Below are 16,638 nucleotides of genomic sequence, written 5' to 3' on the forward strand. Positions count from 1 at the left end.
TGCCGGAAGTGACTCTCCGGCACCTAATAGTTTTACGCGGCCGGTAACTCTGCCAGCGGCCAGCGCGGACGCACGCTAACGCCGAGATCCGCCGTCACGCCTGCTTTAAACCGCACCATTCCGGCATAGGCGATCATCGCGCCGTTATCAGTACAAAATTCCGGACGCGCGTAGAACACTTCGCCACGGCGTTTTTTCATCATTTCAGCCAGCTTCGCCCGTAACGTGCGGTTAGCACTCACGCCGCCTGCCATGACCAGTCGCTTAAAGCCTGTCTGATCCAGCGCTCGCTTACACTTAATCATCAACGTATCGACCACCGCATCTTCAAAGGCGCGGGCGATATCAGCACGCGTCTGGTCGTCGGTGCCGTTGTCACGAATCGTGTTCGCCGCAAAGGTTTTCAGACCAGAAAAGCTGAAATCCAGCCCTGGGCGGTCAGTCATCGGGCGCGGGAAGACAAAGCGCCCGGCTGTACCCTGAGCCGCCATTTTCGACAGTAATGGCCCGCCAGGATAATCCAGTCCCAGCAGCTTCGCGGTTTTATCAAACGCTTCCCCGGCGGCATCATCGATAGACTCTCCGAGCAGCTCGTACTGACCAATGCCAGTCACGCTGATTAACTGCGTATGACCGCCGGAAACCAGCAGCGCCACAAACGGAAATTCCGGTGGGTTATCTTCCAGCATCGGCGCTAACAGATGCCCTTCCATATGGTGTACCGGGATCGCCGGAACGCCCCAGGCAAACGCCAGCGAACGCCCGACCGTTGCGCCAACCAACAGCGCACCGACTAATCCAGGGCCTGCAGTATAGGCCACGGCGTCAATGTCTTTTGCCGTTAAACCGGACTCTTTCAGCGCCTCCTGGATCAACGGTACGGTTTTACGCACGTGATCGCGGGAGGCCAGTTCAGGCACGACGCCGCCGTAGTCAGCGTGCAATTTCACCTGACTATACAATTGGTTGGCTAACAAACCTTTTTCATCGTCGTAAATGGCGATGCCGGTTTCATCGCAGGAAGTTTCAATACCCAGTACACGCATGACTTGTTTTACCTCGCTTTATTACCGCGCAGTGTAGGACCAATGCGGGTTGATGTAAAACTTTGTTCGCCCCTGGAGAAAGCCTCGTGTATACTCCTCACCCTTATAAAAGTCCCTTTCAAAAAAGGCCGCGGTGCTTTACAAAGCAGCAGCAATTGCAGTAAAATTCCGCACCATTTTGAAATAAGCTGGCGTTGATGCCAGCGGCAAACCGAATTAATCAAAGGTGAGAGGCACATGCCGGTAATTAAAGTACGTGAAAACGAGCCGTTCGACGTAGCTCTGCGTCGCTTCAAGCGTTCCTGCGAAAAAGCAGGTGTTCTGGCGGAAGTTCGTCGTCGTGAGTTCTATGAAAAACCGACTACCGAACGTAAGCGCGCTAAAGCTTCTGCAGTGAAACGTCACGCGAAGAAACTGGCTCGCGAAAACGCACGCCGCACTCGTCTGTACTAATTCCCCGAGAGCGTTGCTCTCCGATCAGACCGAGTTGTAGTTGTAAGGCCGTGCTTCCGAAAGGAATGCGCGGCTTATTTTCGTTTATGAATTGCTAAAAATCGGGGCCTATGGCTGGACGAATCCCACGCGTATTCATTAATGATCTGCTGGCACGCACTGACATCGTCGATCTGATCGATGCCCGTGTAAAGCTGAAAAAGCAGGGCAAGAATTTCCACGCGTGTTGTCCATTCCACAACGAGAAAACCCCGTCATTCACCGTTAACGGTGAAAAACAGTTTTACCACTGCTTTGGATGTGGCGCGCACGGCAATGCGATCGACTTCCTGATGAACTACGACAAGCTCGAGTTCGTCGAAACGGTCGAAGAGCTGGCGGCAATGCACAATCTTGAAGTGCCATTTGAAGCAGGCAGCGGCCCCAGTCAGATCGAGCGCCATCAACGGCAAACGCTTTATCAGTTGATGGACGGTCTGAATACGTTTTACCAACAATCTTTACAGCAACCTGTAGCCACGTCTGCGCGCCAGTATCTGGAAAAACGCGGATTAAGCCACGAGGTTATCGCCCGCTTTGCGATTGGTTTTGCGCCCCCCGGCTGGGACAACGTCCTGAAACGGTTTGGCGGCAATCCAGAAAATCGTCAGTCATTGATTGATGCGGGCATGTTGGTCACCAACGATCAGGGTCGCAGTTACGATCGTTTCCGCGAACGGGTGATGTTCCCCATTCGCGATAAACGCGGTCGGGTGATTGGTTTTGGCGGGCGCGTGTTGGGCAACGATACCCCCAAATACCTGAACTCGCCGGAAACCGATATTTTCCATAAAGGCCGCCAGCTATACGGTCTTTATGAGGCGCAGCAGGATAACGCTGAACCCAATCGTCTGCTTGTGGTCGAAGGCTATATGGACGTGGTGGCGTTGGCGCAATACGGCATTAATTACGCCGTTGCGTCGTTAGGCACGTCAACCACTGCCGATCACATTCAATTGTTGTTCCGCGCGACCAACAATGTCATTTGCTGTTATGACGGCGACCGTGCAGGTCGCGATGCTGCCTGGCGAGCGTTGGAAACGGCGTTGCCTTACATGACAGACGGACGGCAGCTACGTTTTATGTTTTTGCCTGATGGCGAAGACCCTGACACGCTGGTGCGCAAAGAAGGTAAAGAAGCGTTTGAAGCGCGGATGGAGCAGGCGATGCCGCTCTCCGCTTTTCTGTTTAACAGTCTGATGCCGCAAGTTGATCTGAGTACCCCTGACGGGCGCGCACGTTTGAGTACGCTGGCACTGCCATTGATATCGCAGGTGCCGGGCGAAACGCTGCGAATATATCTTCGTCAGGAATTAGGCAACAAATTAGGCATACTTGATGACAGCCAGCTTGAACGATTAATGCCAAAAGCGGCGGAGAGCAGCGTTTCTCGCCCTGTTCCACAGCTAAAACGCACGACCATGCGTATACTTATAGGGTTGCTGGTGCAAAATCCAGAATTAGCGACATTGGTCCCGCCGCTTGAGAATCTGGATGAAAATAAGCTCCCTGGACTTGGCTTATTCAGAGAACTGGTCAACACTTGTCTCTCTCAGCCAGGTCTGACCACCGGGCAACTTTTAGAGCACTATCGTGGTACAAATAATGCTGCCACCCTTGAAAAACTGTCGATGTGGGACGATATAGCAGATAGGAATATTGCTGAGCAAACCTTCACCGACTCACTCAACCATATGTTTGATTCGCTGCTTGAACTGCGCCAGGAAGAGTTAATCGCTCGTGAGCGCACGCATGGTTTAAGCAACGAAGAACGCCTTGAGCTCTGGACATTAAACCAGGAGCTGGCGAAAAAGTAATTTAACGGCTTAAGTGCCGAAGAGCGATCGGGAAGCCCCCGACAGCCGCACTGAGAGGCAGCGGCAAATATATAAGTACGCCCTCGTAATTATCGTTGGCGGTAAACAACCGTTGGATTTCAGCGTTAACGGCTGAAGGACAGCGGGTCAATCGCCCAACACCAACCTCATGAAATAAGTGTGGATACCGTCTTATGGAGCAAAACCCGCAGTCACAGCTGAAACTTCTTGTCACCCGTGGTAAGGAGCAAGGCTATCTGACCTATGCCGAGGTCAATGACCATCTGCCGGAAGATATCGTCGATTCAGATCAGATCGAAGACATCATCCAAATGATCAACGACATGGGCATTCAGGTGATGGAAGAAGCACCGGATGCCGATGATCTGATGCTGGCTGAAAACACCGCGGACGAAGATGCTGCCGAAGCCGCCGCGCAGGTGCTTTCCAGCGTGGAATCTGAAATCGGGCGCACGACTGACCCGGTACGCATGTACATGCGTGAAATGGGCACCGTTGAACTGTTGACCCGCGAAGGCGAAATTGACATCGCTAAGCGTATTGAAGACGGGATCAACCAGGTTCAATGCTCCGTTGCTGAATATCCGGAAGCGATCACCTATCTGCTGGAACAGTACGATCGTGTTGAAGCAGAAGAAGCGCGTCTGTCCGATCTGATCACCGGCTTTGTTGACCCGAACGCAGAAGAAGATCTGGCACCTACCGCCACTCACGTCGGTTCTGAGCTTTCCCAGGAAGATCTGGACGATGACGAAGATGAAGACGAAGAAGATGGCGATGACGATAGCGCCGATGATGACAACAGCATCGACCCGGAACTGGCTCGCGAAAAATTTGCGGAACTGCGCGCTCAGTACGTTGTAACACGTGACACCATCAAAGCGAAAGGTCGCAGTCACGCAGCCGCTCAGGAAGAGATCCTGAAACTGTCTGAAGTATTCAAACAGTTCCGCCTGGTACCGAAGCAGTTTGACTACCTGGTCAACAGCATGCGCGTCATGATGGACCGCGTTCGTACGCAAGAACGTCTGATCATGAAGCTCTGCGTTGAACAGTGCAAAATGCCGAAGAAAAACTTCATTACCCTGTTTACCGGCAACGAAACCAGCGATACCTGGTTCAACGCGGCAATTGCGATGAACAAGCCGTGGTCGGAAAAACTGCACGATGTCTCTGAAGAAGTGCATCGCGCTCTGCAGAAGCTGCAACAGATTGAAGAAGAAACAGGCCTGACCATCGAGCAGGTTAAAGATATCAACCGTCGTATGTCCATCGGTGAAGCGAAAGCCCGCCGTGCGAAGAAAGAGATGGTTGAAGCGAACTTACGTCTGGTTATTTCTATCGCCAAGAAATACACCAACCGTGGCTTGCAGTTCCTTGACCTGATTCAGGAAGGTAACATCGGCCTGATGAAAGCGGTTGATAAGTTCGAATACCGTCGTGGTTACAAATTCTCCACCTACGCAACCTGGTGGATTCGTCAGGCTATCACCCGTTCTATCGCGGATCAGGCGCGCACCATCCGTATTCCGGTGCATATGATTGAGACTATCAATAAGCTCAACCGTATTTCTCGCCAGATGCTGCAAGAGATGGGCCGCGAGCCGACGCCGGAAGAACTGGCTGAACGTATGCTGATGCCAGAAGACAAGATCCGCAAAGTGCTGAAGATCGCCAAAGAGCCAATCTCCATGGAAACGCCGATCGGTGATGATGAAGATTCGCATCTGGGGGATTTCATCGAGGATACCACCCTCGAGCTGCCGCTGGATTCTGCGACCACTGAAAGCCTGCGTGCGGCAACGCACGACGTGCTGGCTGGCCTGACCGCGCGTGAAGCGAAAGTTCTGCGTATGCGTTTCGGTATCGACATGAACACCGACCACACGCTGGAAGAAGTGGGTAAACAGTTCGACGTTACCCGCGAACGTATCCGTCAGATCGAAGCGAAGGCGCTGCGTAAACTGCGTCACCCGAGCCGTTCTGAAGTACTGCGTAGCTTCCTGGACGATTAATCGGTAGGCCGGATCAGGCGTTACACCACATCCGGCACTTTTCCCTTTGCACAAACGCCACCTTTTCGGTGGCGTTTTTTATCGCCCACGCACTACCAGCGCCTGGTCCAGTTCCCGATACGCCTCAACCAGTTTCTCCAGTGAAACGCGACTTAAACCGCTGGGATTTGGCAGTACCCAAATCTGCGTCGAACCAATAGTGAGCGTTTGCTTCCCCCACTGTGCACCGCGTTGGCTGAATCCTTGCTCAAACGCCTGTTTGCCCAGAATTGCCAACGCTTGTGGTTGGTAATCTTCAATTTTTTCAATCAGCTTACGCCCGCCTGCGTGCAGCTCCTGCTTTGAAACTTCATTGGCTTGCACCGTTGGACGGTCTACCAGTTTGGTGACACCACAACGATAATCCAGCAGATGCTGTGCCTCCTGCGGCTTCAACTGACGGTCGGTAAACCCAGCCTGATATATCACCTTCCAGAAGCGATTTGCCGGATGAGCAAAGGGAAAACCAGTTCCGGCGGATGAAAGACCAGGATTGATACCGCAAAACACAACCCGTAACCCTGGAGCCAAAATATCCTCAACCATATTTACTCCTTTCTAACATCACCAGGAAAAGTATAACGGATTGAAAATACATTGTTTATAAAAACAGCAGGCGAGCGGTAATGGCTGGATTGCGACACGGAGTTACTTTATAATCCGCTACCATGGCCCCTTAGCTCAGTGGTTAGAGCAGGCGACTCATAATCGCTTGGTCGCTGGTTCAAGTCCAGCAGGGGCCACCAGACATAGCAAAGGCTGACGAGAAATCGTCAGCCTTTTTCTTTTTATATATCAGTTACTTTTCGTGCCAGTAAGCCGCTGCGCGTACCCGCTGTGGGTCATACTGTTCCGCTTCAAAGCGGCTGCTTAAATTCTTAACGACTTTGCCTTCGCCGGTTATCCAGATGAAGTAATCATCGGCAGGGATTTGCAGCTGCGCCAGGCGTGCGTCTACCGCCTGCTCATCATGCGCCAACCATTCGATATTAAAACCATCAAGGTGCGCGAGATAATCCTGACAGGCGTTATCCTGTACGCTGACCAGCGCGGTAACTTGCGGTTTAACGGCAAGTTTACTCAACGTTTCCAGGCGGCGGCGCAGTGCCGGCATTCCGGACTCATCGCAAACATACACCTGATACGCGTAATCTTCCGGCACCACCAGCGAACCGCGCGGACCTGCCACCGTGAGTTTATCGCCCGGTTGCGCCTGCATTGCCCAGCTGCTGGCGACGCCGCCTTCGTGAATAAAGAAATCAATCGCCAGTTCATGGCGTAGTTCGTCATACAGCGGCGTATAGTCACGCGACGGTGGGCGTGGTCCTTCCGGCCAGACGATCCCCTCTTCCGTTACCGTTGGCGGCACAAAGTGAACGTCAGATTGAGGAAAGAAGAGTTTGCTGTGATCGTCAAAGCCGCGCGATGTAAAACCGTCCAGCGCCTCGCCGCCGAGGACAATGCGCTGAAAACCGGCACTGATACGCTCAACGCGTAACACAGTCAGTTCACGGAAGCGCAGATCATTGCGAACGCGCTGTGGGTAGCTGGGGGAATTATTCATTGTTATCGCCTTCGTGATGATAATCAGATATATCTAAATAAAATTATTAAATGATAATGATTGTTAATCGTGATAAATGCAAGCGATTTGTAGAACTGATATGTCTATAGTCTGATAAGACGAACCGCCTCTTCTCAGGCATCATTACTCAACGCCGGATGCGGCGTGAACGCCTTATCCGGCCTACGTGTGAGATGAGTCCACGTTTAAAAATCATTTTTACACTTGCAAGAGCGCTCATATCAGATATAAATTAGATATATCTAATTAAGCCAAAGGAGGCTGATATGAGCCATCACCACGAAGGGTGTTGTAAACATGAAGGCCAGCCACGTCATGAAGGCTGCTGCAAAGGTGAGAAATCAGAACACGAACACTGCGGACACGGTCACCAGCATGAACACGGTCAATGCTGTGGTGGTCGCCACGGTCGCGGCGGCGGTCGTCGGCAACGTTTCTTTGGTCACGGTGAATTGCGTCTGGTGATTCTGGATATTCTCTCGCGCGATGACAGCCACGGTTACGAATTGATTAAAGCGATTGAAAATCTGACCCAGGGAAATTACACCCCAAGCCCGGGCGTCATCTACCCGACGCTGGATTTTCTTCAGGAACAGTCGCTAATTACCATCCGCGAAGAGGAAGGTGGTAAGAAGCAGATTGCGCTGACCGAACAAGGCGCGCAGTGGCTGGAAGAAAACCGCGAACAAGTGGAGATGATTGAAGAGCGCATCAAAGCGCGTTGCGTTGGCGCTGCGCTGCGCCAGAACCCGCAAATGAAGCGGGCGCTGGATAATTTTAAAGCGGTGCTGGATTTACGCGTCAACCAGAGCGATATCACTGATGCACAAATAAAAAAGATCATTGCGGTGATCGACCGCGCCGCTTTTGATATTACCCAACTGGATTAATCACCGATTGCCGGATGCGGCGTACCCTACACACCCCGTAGGCCTGATAAGATGCGCCAGCATCGCATCAGGCATTGTGCGCCAACCGCCGGATGCGGCATACCGATTAATGCAGCACCGTCACCGCGTCTTCCAGTCGGCTGGCGCGGTGTTTCACCATCGCCGACACCTGCGCACTCTCTTCCACTAACTCGGCGTTTTTCTGGGTGATCAGGTTAAGCTCATCCACCGCACGGGTCAGGCTGGAAAGCCCATCGGACTGTTCCAGCGTTGAATGGCTAATCTGAGCTATCAACTGGGTGACGTTTTTTACCTGCGCCACAATATCTTCCATCGTCCGTCCGGCGGCGTGTACCTGCTGCGAACCGGATTGCACCTTATCAGCACTGGCATCAATCAGCTTGCGAATATCGTTGGCGGCATTAGCACTGCGGCTGGCTAAATGACGCACTTCCCCTGCCACCACTGCAAAACCTTTGCCTTGTTCTCCGGCACGCGCCGCTTCCACCGCCGCATTCAGGGCGAGAATATTGGTCTGAAACGCAATATCGTTAATCAGCGAAGTAATGGTGCCAATGCGCTGGGTACTGTCAGCAATATCGTCCATCGTTTTGATCACCGTGGACATCGCCTCCCCGCCCTGCACGGCCGCATTACTGGCGGTGATCGAAAGTTTATCGGCAGCCGACGCCGTGGCAGAGTTCTGTTTCACCGACGCCGCCATCTGGTTCATGGTCGCCACCGTTTGCTGAACATTATCAACCGTCTGTTGGGTATGTTCGTTCAGTTCATCAGTGCCTTTCGCCAGCGTCTCGCTGCCGTTTCTGACACTGGACACCTGGCTCGAGACATCGTTAATTAGCCAACGGCACATCAGGCCAAGCTGCCCTACCGCGCGTAATGTCAGCCCCAGCTCATCGCTGCGATTCAGATGCTCAACACTATTACGTTCTCCGGTCGCCACCTTCAGTGCCTGACGGGCGACATTTTCTATCGGGCGCACAATCTGCCATTCAAAACAGGCGCTTACTAACAATACCACTAATGCACAGAGGAAATACGACACCACCGGGGCAGCAACAAACCCAAGCATAGCCGCCAACAAGATAAACATCAGCGTCATCACTCCACGCGCCCGCCAGCGAAGCGGCAATGAAGGCAGTTTTCCCAGCCAGCCTTTACGCACCACCAGGCCTTTATGAATACGCTTACTGGTACGTCCGGCGTTCAACGCTTTGTACAGTGGCTCCACCGCCGCAATCTCTTCATCCGTCGCCCGGGTACGAATCGACATATAGCCACTGATTTTTCCCTCGCGCACCATCGGTACCGCATTGGCCCGCACCCAATAATGGTCGCCATTTTTGCGGCGATTTTTCACGATGCCGCTCCAGGGCTCCCCTTTTTTCAGGGTGAACCACATATCCGCAAACGCCGCTTTTGGCATATCGGGATGACGCACCATATTGTGCGGCTGCCCCTGTAACTCCTGCAAGGTATAGCCGCTCACCTGCACAAAAGTGTCATTAGCATGAGTGATATAGCTTTGCAGATCGGTAGTGGACATCAGAGTGGTATCGTCCGCCAGCGGGGTATTTTGCTGGGTGACATACGGATGAGAAGACATGTTCGCGTCCTGTGCAGGTTATATGGTTGTTAACTTCTTGTCAGAGTTTATGTCGGCCCCGCTGCGGTTATCTTTAACCGATTAATTTGATTTAGATCGCAATTTGCGATTAAAGCACAAATCTAATTCCTTGATTTAAAATACTTTCACTCTGTTACTATACGAAAACGTTAATTATCTTGCCCAAAAATCAGGCATTTATTGCCCTAAAAGCGTGCATTTGCGCAGCGATCACCACATCCATACCCAATATAGACCGTGCAAAATAACAGCAAATGTTAACAAATAGCATTAAATATTGCGTAAATGATAACCACATTTGTGTTTATCCCGATTTTCGCGATTGCAGCCGGAGTGGCGCAATCCCTGCAATACTTAAATCGGTATCATGTGATACGCGAGCCTCCGGAGCATATTTTGAACAGGTTACCTTCGAGCGCATCGGCTTTAGCGTGCAGCGCCCACGCCCTGAATCTCATTGAGAAGCGAACGCTGGATCATGAGGAGATGAAAGCACTTAACCGAGAGGTCATTGAATACTTCAAAGAGCATGTCAATCCGGGGTTTTTAGAGTATCGCAAATCTGTTACCGCCGGCGGGGATTACGGAGCCGTAGAGTGGCAAGCGGGAGGTTTAAATACGCTTGTCGACACCCAGGGACAGGAGTTTATCGACTGCCTTGGAGGTTTTGGAATTTTCAACGTGGGGCACCGTAATCCAGTTGTGGTTTCCGCCGTACAGAATCAACTTGCGAAACAACCGTTACATAGCCAGGAGCTGCTCGATCCGTTACGGGCGATGCTGGCGAAAACCCTTGCTGCGCTAACGCCAGGTAAACTGAAATACAGCTTCTTCTGTAATAGCGGCACCGAGTCCGTTGAAGCAGCGCTGAAGCTGGCGAAGGCTTATCAGTCGCCGCGCGGCAAGTTTACTTTTATTGCCACCAGCGGCGCGTTCCACGGTAAATCGCTTGGCGCGCTGTCGGCCACGGCGAAATCGACCTTCCGCAAACCGTTTATGCCGTTACTGCCGGGCTTCCGTCATGTACCGTTTGGCAATATCGAAGCCATGCGCACGGCTCTTAACGAGTGCAAAAAAACCGGTGACGATGTTGCCGCAGTGATCCTTGAGCCGATTCAGGGCGAAGGTGGCGTAATTCTGCCGCCGCCGGGCTATCTCACCGCCGTGCGTAAGCTGTGCGATGAGTTCGGCGCACTGATGATCCTCGATGAAGTACAAACGGGCATGGGGCGCACGGGCAAGATGTTCGCCTGCGAGCATGAGAACGTTCAGCCGGACATTCTGTGTCTGGCAAAAGCCCTCGGCGGCGGCGTGATGCCGATTGGCGCGACCATCGCCACTGAAGAGGTGTTCTCAGTTCTGTTCGACAACCCGTTCCTGCATACCACCACCTTTGGCGGCAACCCGCTGGCCTGTGCGGCGGCGCTGGCGACCATCAATGTGTTGCTGGAGCAGAACTTACCGGCTCAGGCTGAGCAAAAAGGCGATATGTTGCTGGACGGTTTCCGTCAACTGGCACGGGAATATCCCGATCTGGTACAGGAAGCGCGTGGCAAAGGGATGTTGATGGCGATTGAATTTGTCGATAACGAAATCGGCTACAACTTTGCCAGCGAGATGTTCCGCCAGCGCGTACTGGTGGCCGGAACGCTCAATAACGCCAAAACGATCCGCATTGAACCGCCACTGACACTGACCATTGAACAGTGCGAACTGGTGATCAAAGCGGCGCGTAAGGCGCTGGCGGCCATGCGAGTAAGTGTCGAAGAAGCGTAATATCAAATCGGATGGCGATACGACGTCGCCATCCGATTGTTTTATACGATACGTACGCCCGTAGGCATCATCCGCTCCGGCGTTAACAGCACGCTTTCGCTGCCATCATCGGTTTCCGCACACAACAACATGCATTCCGACGTTTCACCGCGCATTTTCGCTTTTTGCAGATTGCATAAGACCACCACTGTTTTTCCCATCAGCTCTTCTTCGCTGTAGTACGGCACCAGGCTGGTCACGGTTTGCAGCGTTTTTTCACTCACATCAACCTGTACGATGTACAGCTTGTCGGCGTTTTCATGGCGTTTCACTTCCACAATCTTTCCGACGCGCATTTCCAGACGTGCAAAATCAGCGTAAGCCACGGTTTCCATTGTTTCCTCCCCTTGAGTAAAATTTTACTAAACTATAGCAAAAGTTTTTCTCAATCCTGTAGGCTAAAAATGGAGAATGCAGGCGTGATCACATTCGTGAGCCGCTGTGTTACCGTTACAGCGTCAAAGAAACGCGCTTTATTTACTGAAAACAGGTGACCCGATAAGCACTTCCTCTACAATGGGGGCGCACATCAGGGAAAGTAAAAAAGGTAAACATGGCAACACTAAAAGACATCGCAATCGAAGCTGGCGTATCCCTGGCGACAGTATCCAGGGTCTTGAATGACGATCCGACATTGAATGTGAAAGAAGAGACGAAACATCGCATTCTCGAGATCGCCGAAAAGCTGGAGTACAAGACCAGTAGCGCCCGTAAACTCCAGACAGGCGCAGTCAACCAGCACCATATTTTGGCTATCTACAGCTACCAACAAGAGCTGGAAATCAACGATCCTTACTATCTGGCGATCCGCCACGGCATTGAAACCCAGTGCGAAAAACTGGCGATCGAACTGACCAACTGTTATGAACACAACGGTTTGCCAGACATTAAAAACGTCACCGGTATTTTAATTGTCGGCAAACCCACGCCCGCCCTGCGCGCCGCTGCCAGCGCGTTGACCGACAATATCTGTTTTATCGACTTTCACGAACCCGGCAGCGGTTACGATGCGGTGGATATCGATCTGGCACGTATCAGTAAAGAAATCATCGACTTCTATATCAACCAGGGCGTTAATCGTATTGGTTTTATTGGCGGTGAAGATGAGCCTGGCAAGGCGGATATTCGTGAGGTCGCCTTTGCGGAATATGGCCGACTGAAACAAGTGGTACGCGAAGAGGATGTCTGGCGCGGCGGTTTTTCCAGTTCGTCGGGCTATGAACTGGCAAAACAGATGCTGGCGCAGGAAGACTATCCGAAGGCACTGTTTGTTGCTTCCGATTCCATTGCTATCGGCGTACTGCGGGCAATTCATGAACGTGGCCTGAACATCCCACAGGATATTTCGCTTATCAGCGTTAACGATATCCCCACCGCACGATTTACCTTTCCGCCGCTCTCCACCGTGCGCATCCATTCCGAGATGATGGGAAGCCAGGGCGTTAACCTGGTGTATGAAAAAGCCCGGGATGGTCGCGCGCTGCCTCTGTTAGTCTTCGTTCCCAGCAAATTAAAACTGCGCGGCACGACCCGTTAAATCCCCTTACACACTGTCCGGCAATCGTTTTTGCCGGACAGTGCTGTCGTTTATTTTCGTGATCCAGTTAAAGTAAATGCATTTACCTGCTACTTTTTAGTAAAAATTTTACTAAACTCCCCAGCAATTACACAAACTACCATCACCATGAATGGTTCCGATTTCTCTCTACCGGGAGGCCCTATGAATCGCTGGGAAAACATTCAGCTCACCCACGAAAACCGACTTGCGCCGCGTGCGTACTTTTTTTCATATGATTCTGTTGCACAGGCACGTACCTTTGCCCGCGAAACCAGCAGCCTGTTTCTGTCTTTAAGCGGTCAGTGGAATTTCCATTTTTTTGACCATCCGCTGCAAGTACCTGACGCCTTCACTTCCGAGTTAATGGCTGACTGGGGACATATCACCGTCCCCGCCATGTGGCAAATGGAAGGCCACGGCAAACTACAATATACCGACGAAGGTTTTCCGTTCCCTATCGATGTGCCGTTTGTTCCCAGCGATAACCCAACCGGTGCCTATCAACGTATTTTCACCCTCAGTGACGGCTGGCAGAGTAAACAGACGCTGATTAAATTTGACGGCGTCGAAACCTATTTTGAAGTCTACGTTAACGGTCAGTATGTGGGTTTCAGCAAGGGCAGTCGCCTGACCGCAGAGTTTGACATCAGCGCGATGGTTAAAACCGGCGACAACCTGTTGTGTGTGCGCGTGATGCAGTGGGCGGACTCTACCTACGTGGAAGACCAGGATATGTGGTGGTCGGCGGGGATCTTCCGCGATGTTTATCTGGTCGGTAAACAACTCACGCATATTAACGATTTCACCGTGCGTACCGACTTTGACGAAGCCTATTGCGATGCCACGCTTTCTTGTGAAGTAGTGCTGGAAAATCTCGCCGCCTCCCCTGTCGTAACGACGCTGGAATATACCCTGTTTGATGGCGAACGCGTGGTGCACAGCAGCACTATTGATCATTTGGCAATTGAAAAACTGACCAGCGCCAGCTTTGCTTTTACTGTCGAACAGCCCCAGCAATGGTCAGCAGAATCCCCTTATCTTTACCATCTGGTCATGACGCTGAAAGACGCCGACGGCAACGTTCTGGAAGTGGTGCCACAACGCGTTGGCTTCCGTGATATCAAAGTGCGCGACGGTCTGTTCTGGATCAATAACCGTTATGTGATGCTGCACGGCGTCAACCGTCACGACAACGATCATCGCAAAGGCCGCGCCGTTGGAATGGATCGCGTCGAGAAAGATCTCCAGTTGATGAAACAGCACAACATCAACTCTGTGCGTACCGCTCACTACCCCAACGATCCGCGTTTTTACGAACTGTGTGATATCTACGGCCTGTTTGTGATGGCGGAAACCGATGTCGAATCGCACGGCTTTGCTAACGTCGGCGATATCAGCCGTATTACCGACGATCCGCAGTGGGAAAAAGTCTACGTCGAGCGCATTGTTCGCCATATCCACGCGCAGAAAAACCATCCGTCGATCATCATCTGGTCGCTAGGCAATGAATCCGGCTATGGCTGTAACATCCGCGCGATGTACCACGCAGCGAAGGCGCTGGATGACACGCGACTGGTGCATTACGAAGAAGATCGCGATGCTGAAGTGGTCGATATTATTTCCACCATGTACACCCGCGTGCCGCTGATGAATGAGTTTGGTGAATATCCGCATCCGAAGCCGCGCATCATCTGTGAATACGCCCATGCGATGGGGAACGGTCCGGGCGGGCTGACGGAGTACCAAAACGTATTCTATAAGCACGATTGCATTCAGGGACATTATGTTTGGGAATGGTGCGACCACGGGATCCAGGCGCAGGATGACAACGGCAATGTCTGGTATAAATTCGGCGGTGACTACGGCGACTATCCCAACAACTATAACTTCTGTCTTGATGGTTTGATCTATTCCGATCAGACGCCGGGGCCGGGACTGAAAGAGTACAAACAGGTTATCGCGCCGGTAAAAATCCACGCGCTGGATCTGACTCGCGGCGAGCTGAAAGTCGAAAATAAACTGTGGTTTACCACGCTTGATGACTACACCCTGCACGCAGAGGTGCGCGCCGAAGGTGAAACGCTCGCGACGCAGCAGATTAAACTGCACGACGTTGCGCCGAACAGCGAAGCCCCCTTGCAGATCACGCTGCCACAGCTGGACGCCCGCGAAGCGTTCCTCAACATTACGGTGACCAAAGATTCCCGCACCCGCTACAGCGAAGCCGGGCATTCTATCGCCACTTATCAGTTCCCGCTGAAGGAAAACACCGCGCAGCCAGTGCCTTTCGCACCAAATAATGCGCGTCCGCTGACGCTGGAAGACGATCGCTTGGGCTGCACCATTCGCGGCTACAACTTCGCGATCACCTTCTCAAAAATGAGTGGCAAACCGACATCCTGGCAGGTGAATGGCGAGTCGCTGCTGACCCGCGAGCCAAAGATCAACTTCTTCAAGCCAATGATCGACAACCACAAGCAGGAGTACGAAGGACTGTGGCAACCGAACCATTTGCAGATTATGCAGGAACATCTGCGCGACTTTGCCGTTGAGCAAAGTGATGATGAAGTGTTGATCATCAGCCGCACGGTTATTGCCCCACCGGTGTTTGACTTCGGGATGCGCTGTACCTACATCTGGCGCATCGCTGCCGATGGTCAGGTTAATGTGGCGCTTTCCGGCGAACGTTACGGCGACTATCCGCACATCATTCCGTGCATCGGTTTCACCATGGGGATTAACGGCGAATACGACCAGGTAGCATATTACGGACGTGGACCGGGCGAAAACTACGCCGACAGCCAGCAGGCTAACATCATTGATATCTGGCGCAGTACCGTCGATGCCATGTTCGAGAACTATCCCTTCCCGCAGAACAACGGCAACCGTCAGCATGTCCGCTGGACGGCACTCACTAATCGCCACGGCAACGGTCTGCTGGTGGTTCCGCAGCGCCCCATTAACTTCAGCGCCTGGCACTACACCCAGGAAAACATCCACGCTGCCCAGCACTGTAACGAACTGCAGCGCAGTGATGACATCACCCTGAATCTTGACCACCAACTGCTTGGCCTCGGCTCTAACTCCTGGGGCAGCGAAGTGCTGGACACCTGGCGCGTCAGGTTCCGTGACTTCAGCTACGGCTTTACGTTGCTGCCAGTTTCTGGCGGGGAAGCTACCGCGCAAAGCCTGGCGTCGTATGAGTTCGGCGCAGGGTTCTTTTCCACGAATTTGCACAGCGAGAATAAGCAATGAGGATCATCGATAACTTAGAACAGTTCCGCCAGATTTACGCCTCTGGCAAAAAGTGGCAACGCTGCGTTGAAGCGATTGAAAATATCGACAACATTCAGCCTGGCGTCGCCCACTCCATCGGTGACTCATTGACTTACCGCGTGGAGACAGACTCCGCGACCGATGCGCTATTTACCGGGCATCGACGCTATTTTGAAGTACATTACTACCTGCAAGGACAACAAAAAATTGAATATGCGCCGAAAGAGACATTACAGGTAGTGGAATATTATCGTGATGAAACTGACCGTGAATATCTAAAAGGCTGCGGAGAAGCCGTTGAGGTCCACGAAGGGCAAATCGTTATTTGTGATATCCATGAAGCGTATCGATTTATCTGTAATAACGCGGTCAAAAAAGTCGTTCTCAAAGTCACCATCGAAGATGGTTATTTCCATAACAAATAACAATTACGGCG

At 52.2% G+C, this 16,638-nt stretch carries 13 protein-coding genes and 1 tRNA gene; 9 read left to right on the top strand and 5 right to left on the bottom strand.

From position 1 onward, the window contains the following. Positions 1–32: 32 nt before the first annotated feature. Positions 33–1,046, bottom strand: a complete 1,014-nt coding sequence (gene tsaD, locus BGE37_RS01570; RefSeq protein ID WP_105287700.1) for a tRNA (adenosine(37)-N6)-threonylcarbamoyltransferase complex transferase subunit TsaD — start codon at positions 1,044–1,046, stop codon at positions 33–35. 237 nt (positions 1,047–1,283) lie between these two features. Here tsaD and rpsU point away from each other — a divergent pair, with 237 nt between their 5' ends. From rpsU to rpoD, 3 genes are all read left to right on the top strand, one after another. After that, a complete protein-coding gene (gene rpsU / locus BGE37_RS01580; protein ID WP_001144069.1) occupies positions 1,284–1,499 on the top strand; it encodes a 30S ribosomal protein S21 in 216 nt (71 codons plus the stop codon). Positions 1,500–1,609: 110 nt separating this feature from the next. Continuing rightward, positions 1,610–3,355 carry a DNA primase gene (gene dnaG, locus BGE37_RS01585; RefSeq protein ID WP_000918834.1) on the top strand — a complete coding sequence of 582 codons (1,746 nt, stop codon included), beginning with the start codon at positions 1,610–1,612 and terminating at the stop codon, positions 3,353–3,355. Positions 3,356–3,549: 194 nt separating this feature from the next. Next, complete coding sequence (gene rpoD / locus BGE37_RS01595) at positions 3,550–5,391, top strand: RNA polymerase sigma factor RpoD (RefSeq protein WP_000437371.1); 1,842 nt, start codon at positions 3,550–3,552, stop codon at positions 5,389–5,391. A 78-nt stretch (positions 5,392–5,469) separates the two neighbouring features. Here the strand turns inward: rpoD and mug are convergent, their stop codons facing one another. Next, positions 5,470–5,976 carry a G/U mismatch-specific DNA glycosylase gene (gene mug / locus BGE37_RS01600; RefSeq protein WP_000228932.1) on the bottom strand — a complete coding sequence of 169 codons (507 nt, stop codon included), beginning with the start codon at positions 5,974–5,976 and terminating at the stop codon, positions 5,470–5,472. Between the two features lie 124 nt (positions 5,977–6,100). Between mug and BGE37_RS01605 the strand changes: the two genes are divergently transcribed. Then, positions 6,101–6,176 (top strand) — tRNA-Ile (locus tag BGE37_RS01605). 53 nt (positions 6,177–6,229) lie between these two features. Here the strand turns inward: BGE37_RS01605 and nfeF are convergent. Then, on the bottom strand, positions 6,230–6,994 hold the full coding sequence (nfeF, locus tag BGE37_RS01610) for an NADPH-dependent ferric chelate reductase NfeF (RefSeq protein ID WP_105287701.1): 765 nt from the start codon (positions 6,992–6,994) through the stop codon (positions 6,230–6,232). 287 nt (positions 6,995–7,281) lie between these two features. Between nfeF and nfeR the strand changes: the two genes are divergently transcribed. Further along, the gene (nfeR, locus tag BGE37_RS01615; RefSeq protein ID WP_000018005.1) at positions 7,282–7,905 is read left to right on the top strand and encodes a DNA-binding transcriptional regulator NfeR; all 624 of its coding nucleotides are present in this window, start codon (positions 7,282–7,284) and stop codon (positions 7,903–7,905) included. Positions 7,906–8,011: 106 nt separating this feature from the next. Here nfeR and aer read toward each other — a convergent pair whose 3' ends face one another. Continuing rightward, positions 8,012–9,532 (bottom strand): aerotaxis sensor receptor Aer, encoded by a 1,521-nt coding sequence (aer, locus tag BGE37_RS01620; protein ID WP_105287702.1) that lies wholly within the window; start codon positions 9,530–9,532, stop codon positions 8,012–8,014. A gap of 417 nt (positions 9,533–9,949) precedes the next feature. On the opposite strand from aer, the gene ygjG reads away from it, so the two are divergent. After that, on the top strand, positions 9,950–11,329 hold the full coding sequence (gene ygjG, locus BGE37_RS01630; RefSeq protein ID WP_001297164.1) for a putrescine aminotransferase: 1,380 nt from the start codon (positions 9,950–9,952) through the stop codon (positions 11,327–11,329). 41 nt (positions 11,330–11,370) lie between these two features. On the opposite strand, the gene BGE37_RS01635 is transcribed toward ygjG, so the two are convergent. Continuing rightward, on the bottom strand, positions 11,371–11,703 hold the full coding sequence (locus BGE37_RS01635) for a tRNA-binding protein (RefSeq protein ID WP_105276777.1): 333 nt from the start codon (positions 11,701–11,703) through the stop codon (positions 11,371–11,373). 218 nt (positions 11,704–11,921) lie between these two features. On the opposite strand from BGE37_RS01635, the gene ebgR reads away from it, so the two are divergent. The 3 genes from ebgR to BGE37_RS01650 all read left to right on the top strand — a co-directional run bounded on the left by ebgR (position 11,922) and on the right by BGE37_RS01650 (position 16,627). Next, entirely contained in the window at positions 11,922–12,905 is a 984-nt protein-coding gene (gene ebgR, locus BGE37_RS01640; RefSeq protein WP_105287703.1) for a transcriptional regulator EbgR, read from the top strand. A 183-nt stretch (positions 12,906–13,088) separates the two neighbouring features. Next, positions 13,089–16,181 carry a beta-galactosidase subunit alpha gene (ebgA, locus tag BGE37_RS01645; RefSeq protein WP_105287704.1) on the top strand — a complete coding sequence of 1,031 codons (3,093 nt, stop codon included), beginning with the start codon at positions 13,089–13,091 and terminating at the stop codon, positions 16,179–16,181. Further along, complete coding sequence (locus tag BGE37_RS01650) at positions 16,178–16,627, top strand: beta-galactosidase subunit beta (RefSeq protein ID WP_001219950.1); 450 nt, start codon at positions 16,178–16,180, stop codon at positions 16,625–16,627. Before ebgA ends, BGE37_RS01650 begins: the two co-directional genes overlap by 4 nt. Positions 16,628–16,638 lie beyond the last annotated feature (11 nt).

The sequence above is a fragment of the Escherichia sp. MOD1-EC6300 genome, assembly GCF_002965045.1.
GTDB lineage: Bacteria > Pseudomonadota > Gammaproteobacteria > Enterobacterales > Enterobacteriaceae > Escherichia > Escherichia coli_F.

Bases quoted from the DNA above. Each gene is read 5' to 3' on its own strand.
- tsaD (WP_105287700.1), bottom strand. From the start codon at position 1,046: ATGCGTGTACTGGGTATTGAAACTTCCTGCGATGAAACCGGCATCGCC.
- rpsU (WP_001144069.1), top strand. From the start codon at position 1,284: ATGCCGGTAATTAAAGTACGTGAAAACGAGCCGTTCGACGTAGCTCTG.
- dnaG (WP_000918834.1), top strand. From the start codon at position 1,610: ATGGCTGGACGAATCCCACGCGTATTCATTAATGATCTGCTGGCACGC.
- rpoD (WP_000437371.1), top strand. From the start codon at position 3,550: ATGGAGCAAAACCCGCAGTCACAGCTGAAACTTCTTGTCACCCGTGGT.
- mug (WP_000228932.1), bottom strand. From the start codon at position 5,976: ATGGTTGAGGATATTTTGGCTCCAGGGTTACGGGTTGTGTTTTGCGGT.
- nfeF (WP_105287701.1), bottom strand. From the start codon at position 6,994: ATGAATAATTCCCCCAGCTACCCACAGCGCGTTCGCAATGATCTGCGC.
- nfeR (WP_000018005.1), top strand. From the start codon at position 7,282: ATGAGCCATCACCACGAAGGGTGTTGTAAACATGAAGGCCAGCCACGT.
- aer (WP_105287702.1), bottom strand. From the start codon at position 9,532: ATGTCTTCTCATCCGTATGTCACCCAGCAAAATACCCCGCTGGCGGAC.
- BGE37_RS01635 (WP_105276777.1), bottom strand. From the start codon at position 11,703: ATGGAAACCGTGGCTTACGCTGATTTTGCACGTCTGGAAATGCGCGTC.
- ebgR (WP_105287703.1), top strand. From the start codon at position 11,922: ATGGCAACACTAAAAGACATCGCAATCGAAGCTGGCGTATCCCTGGCG.
- ebgA (WP_105287704.1), top strand. From the start codon at position 13,089: ATGAATCGCTGGGAAAACATTCAGCTCACCCACGAAAACCGACTTGCG.
- BGE37_RS01650 (WP_001219950.1), top strand. From the start codon at position 16,178: ATGAGGATCATCGATAACTTAGAACAGTTCCGCCAGATTTACGCCTCT.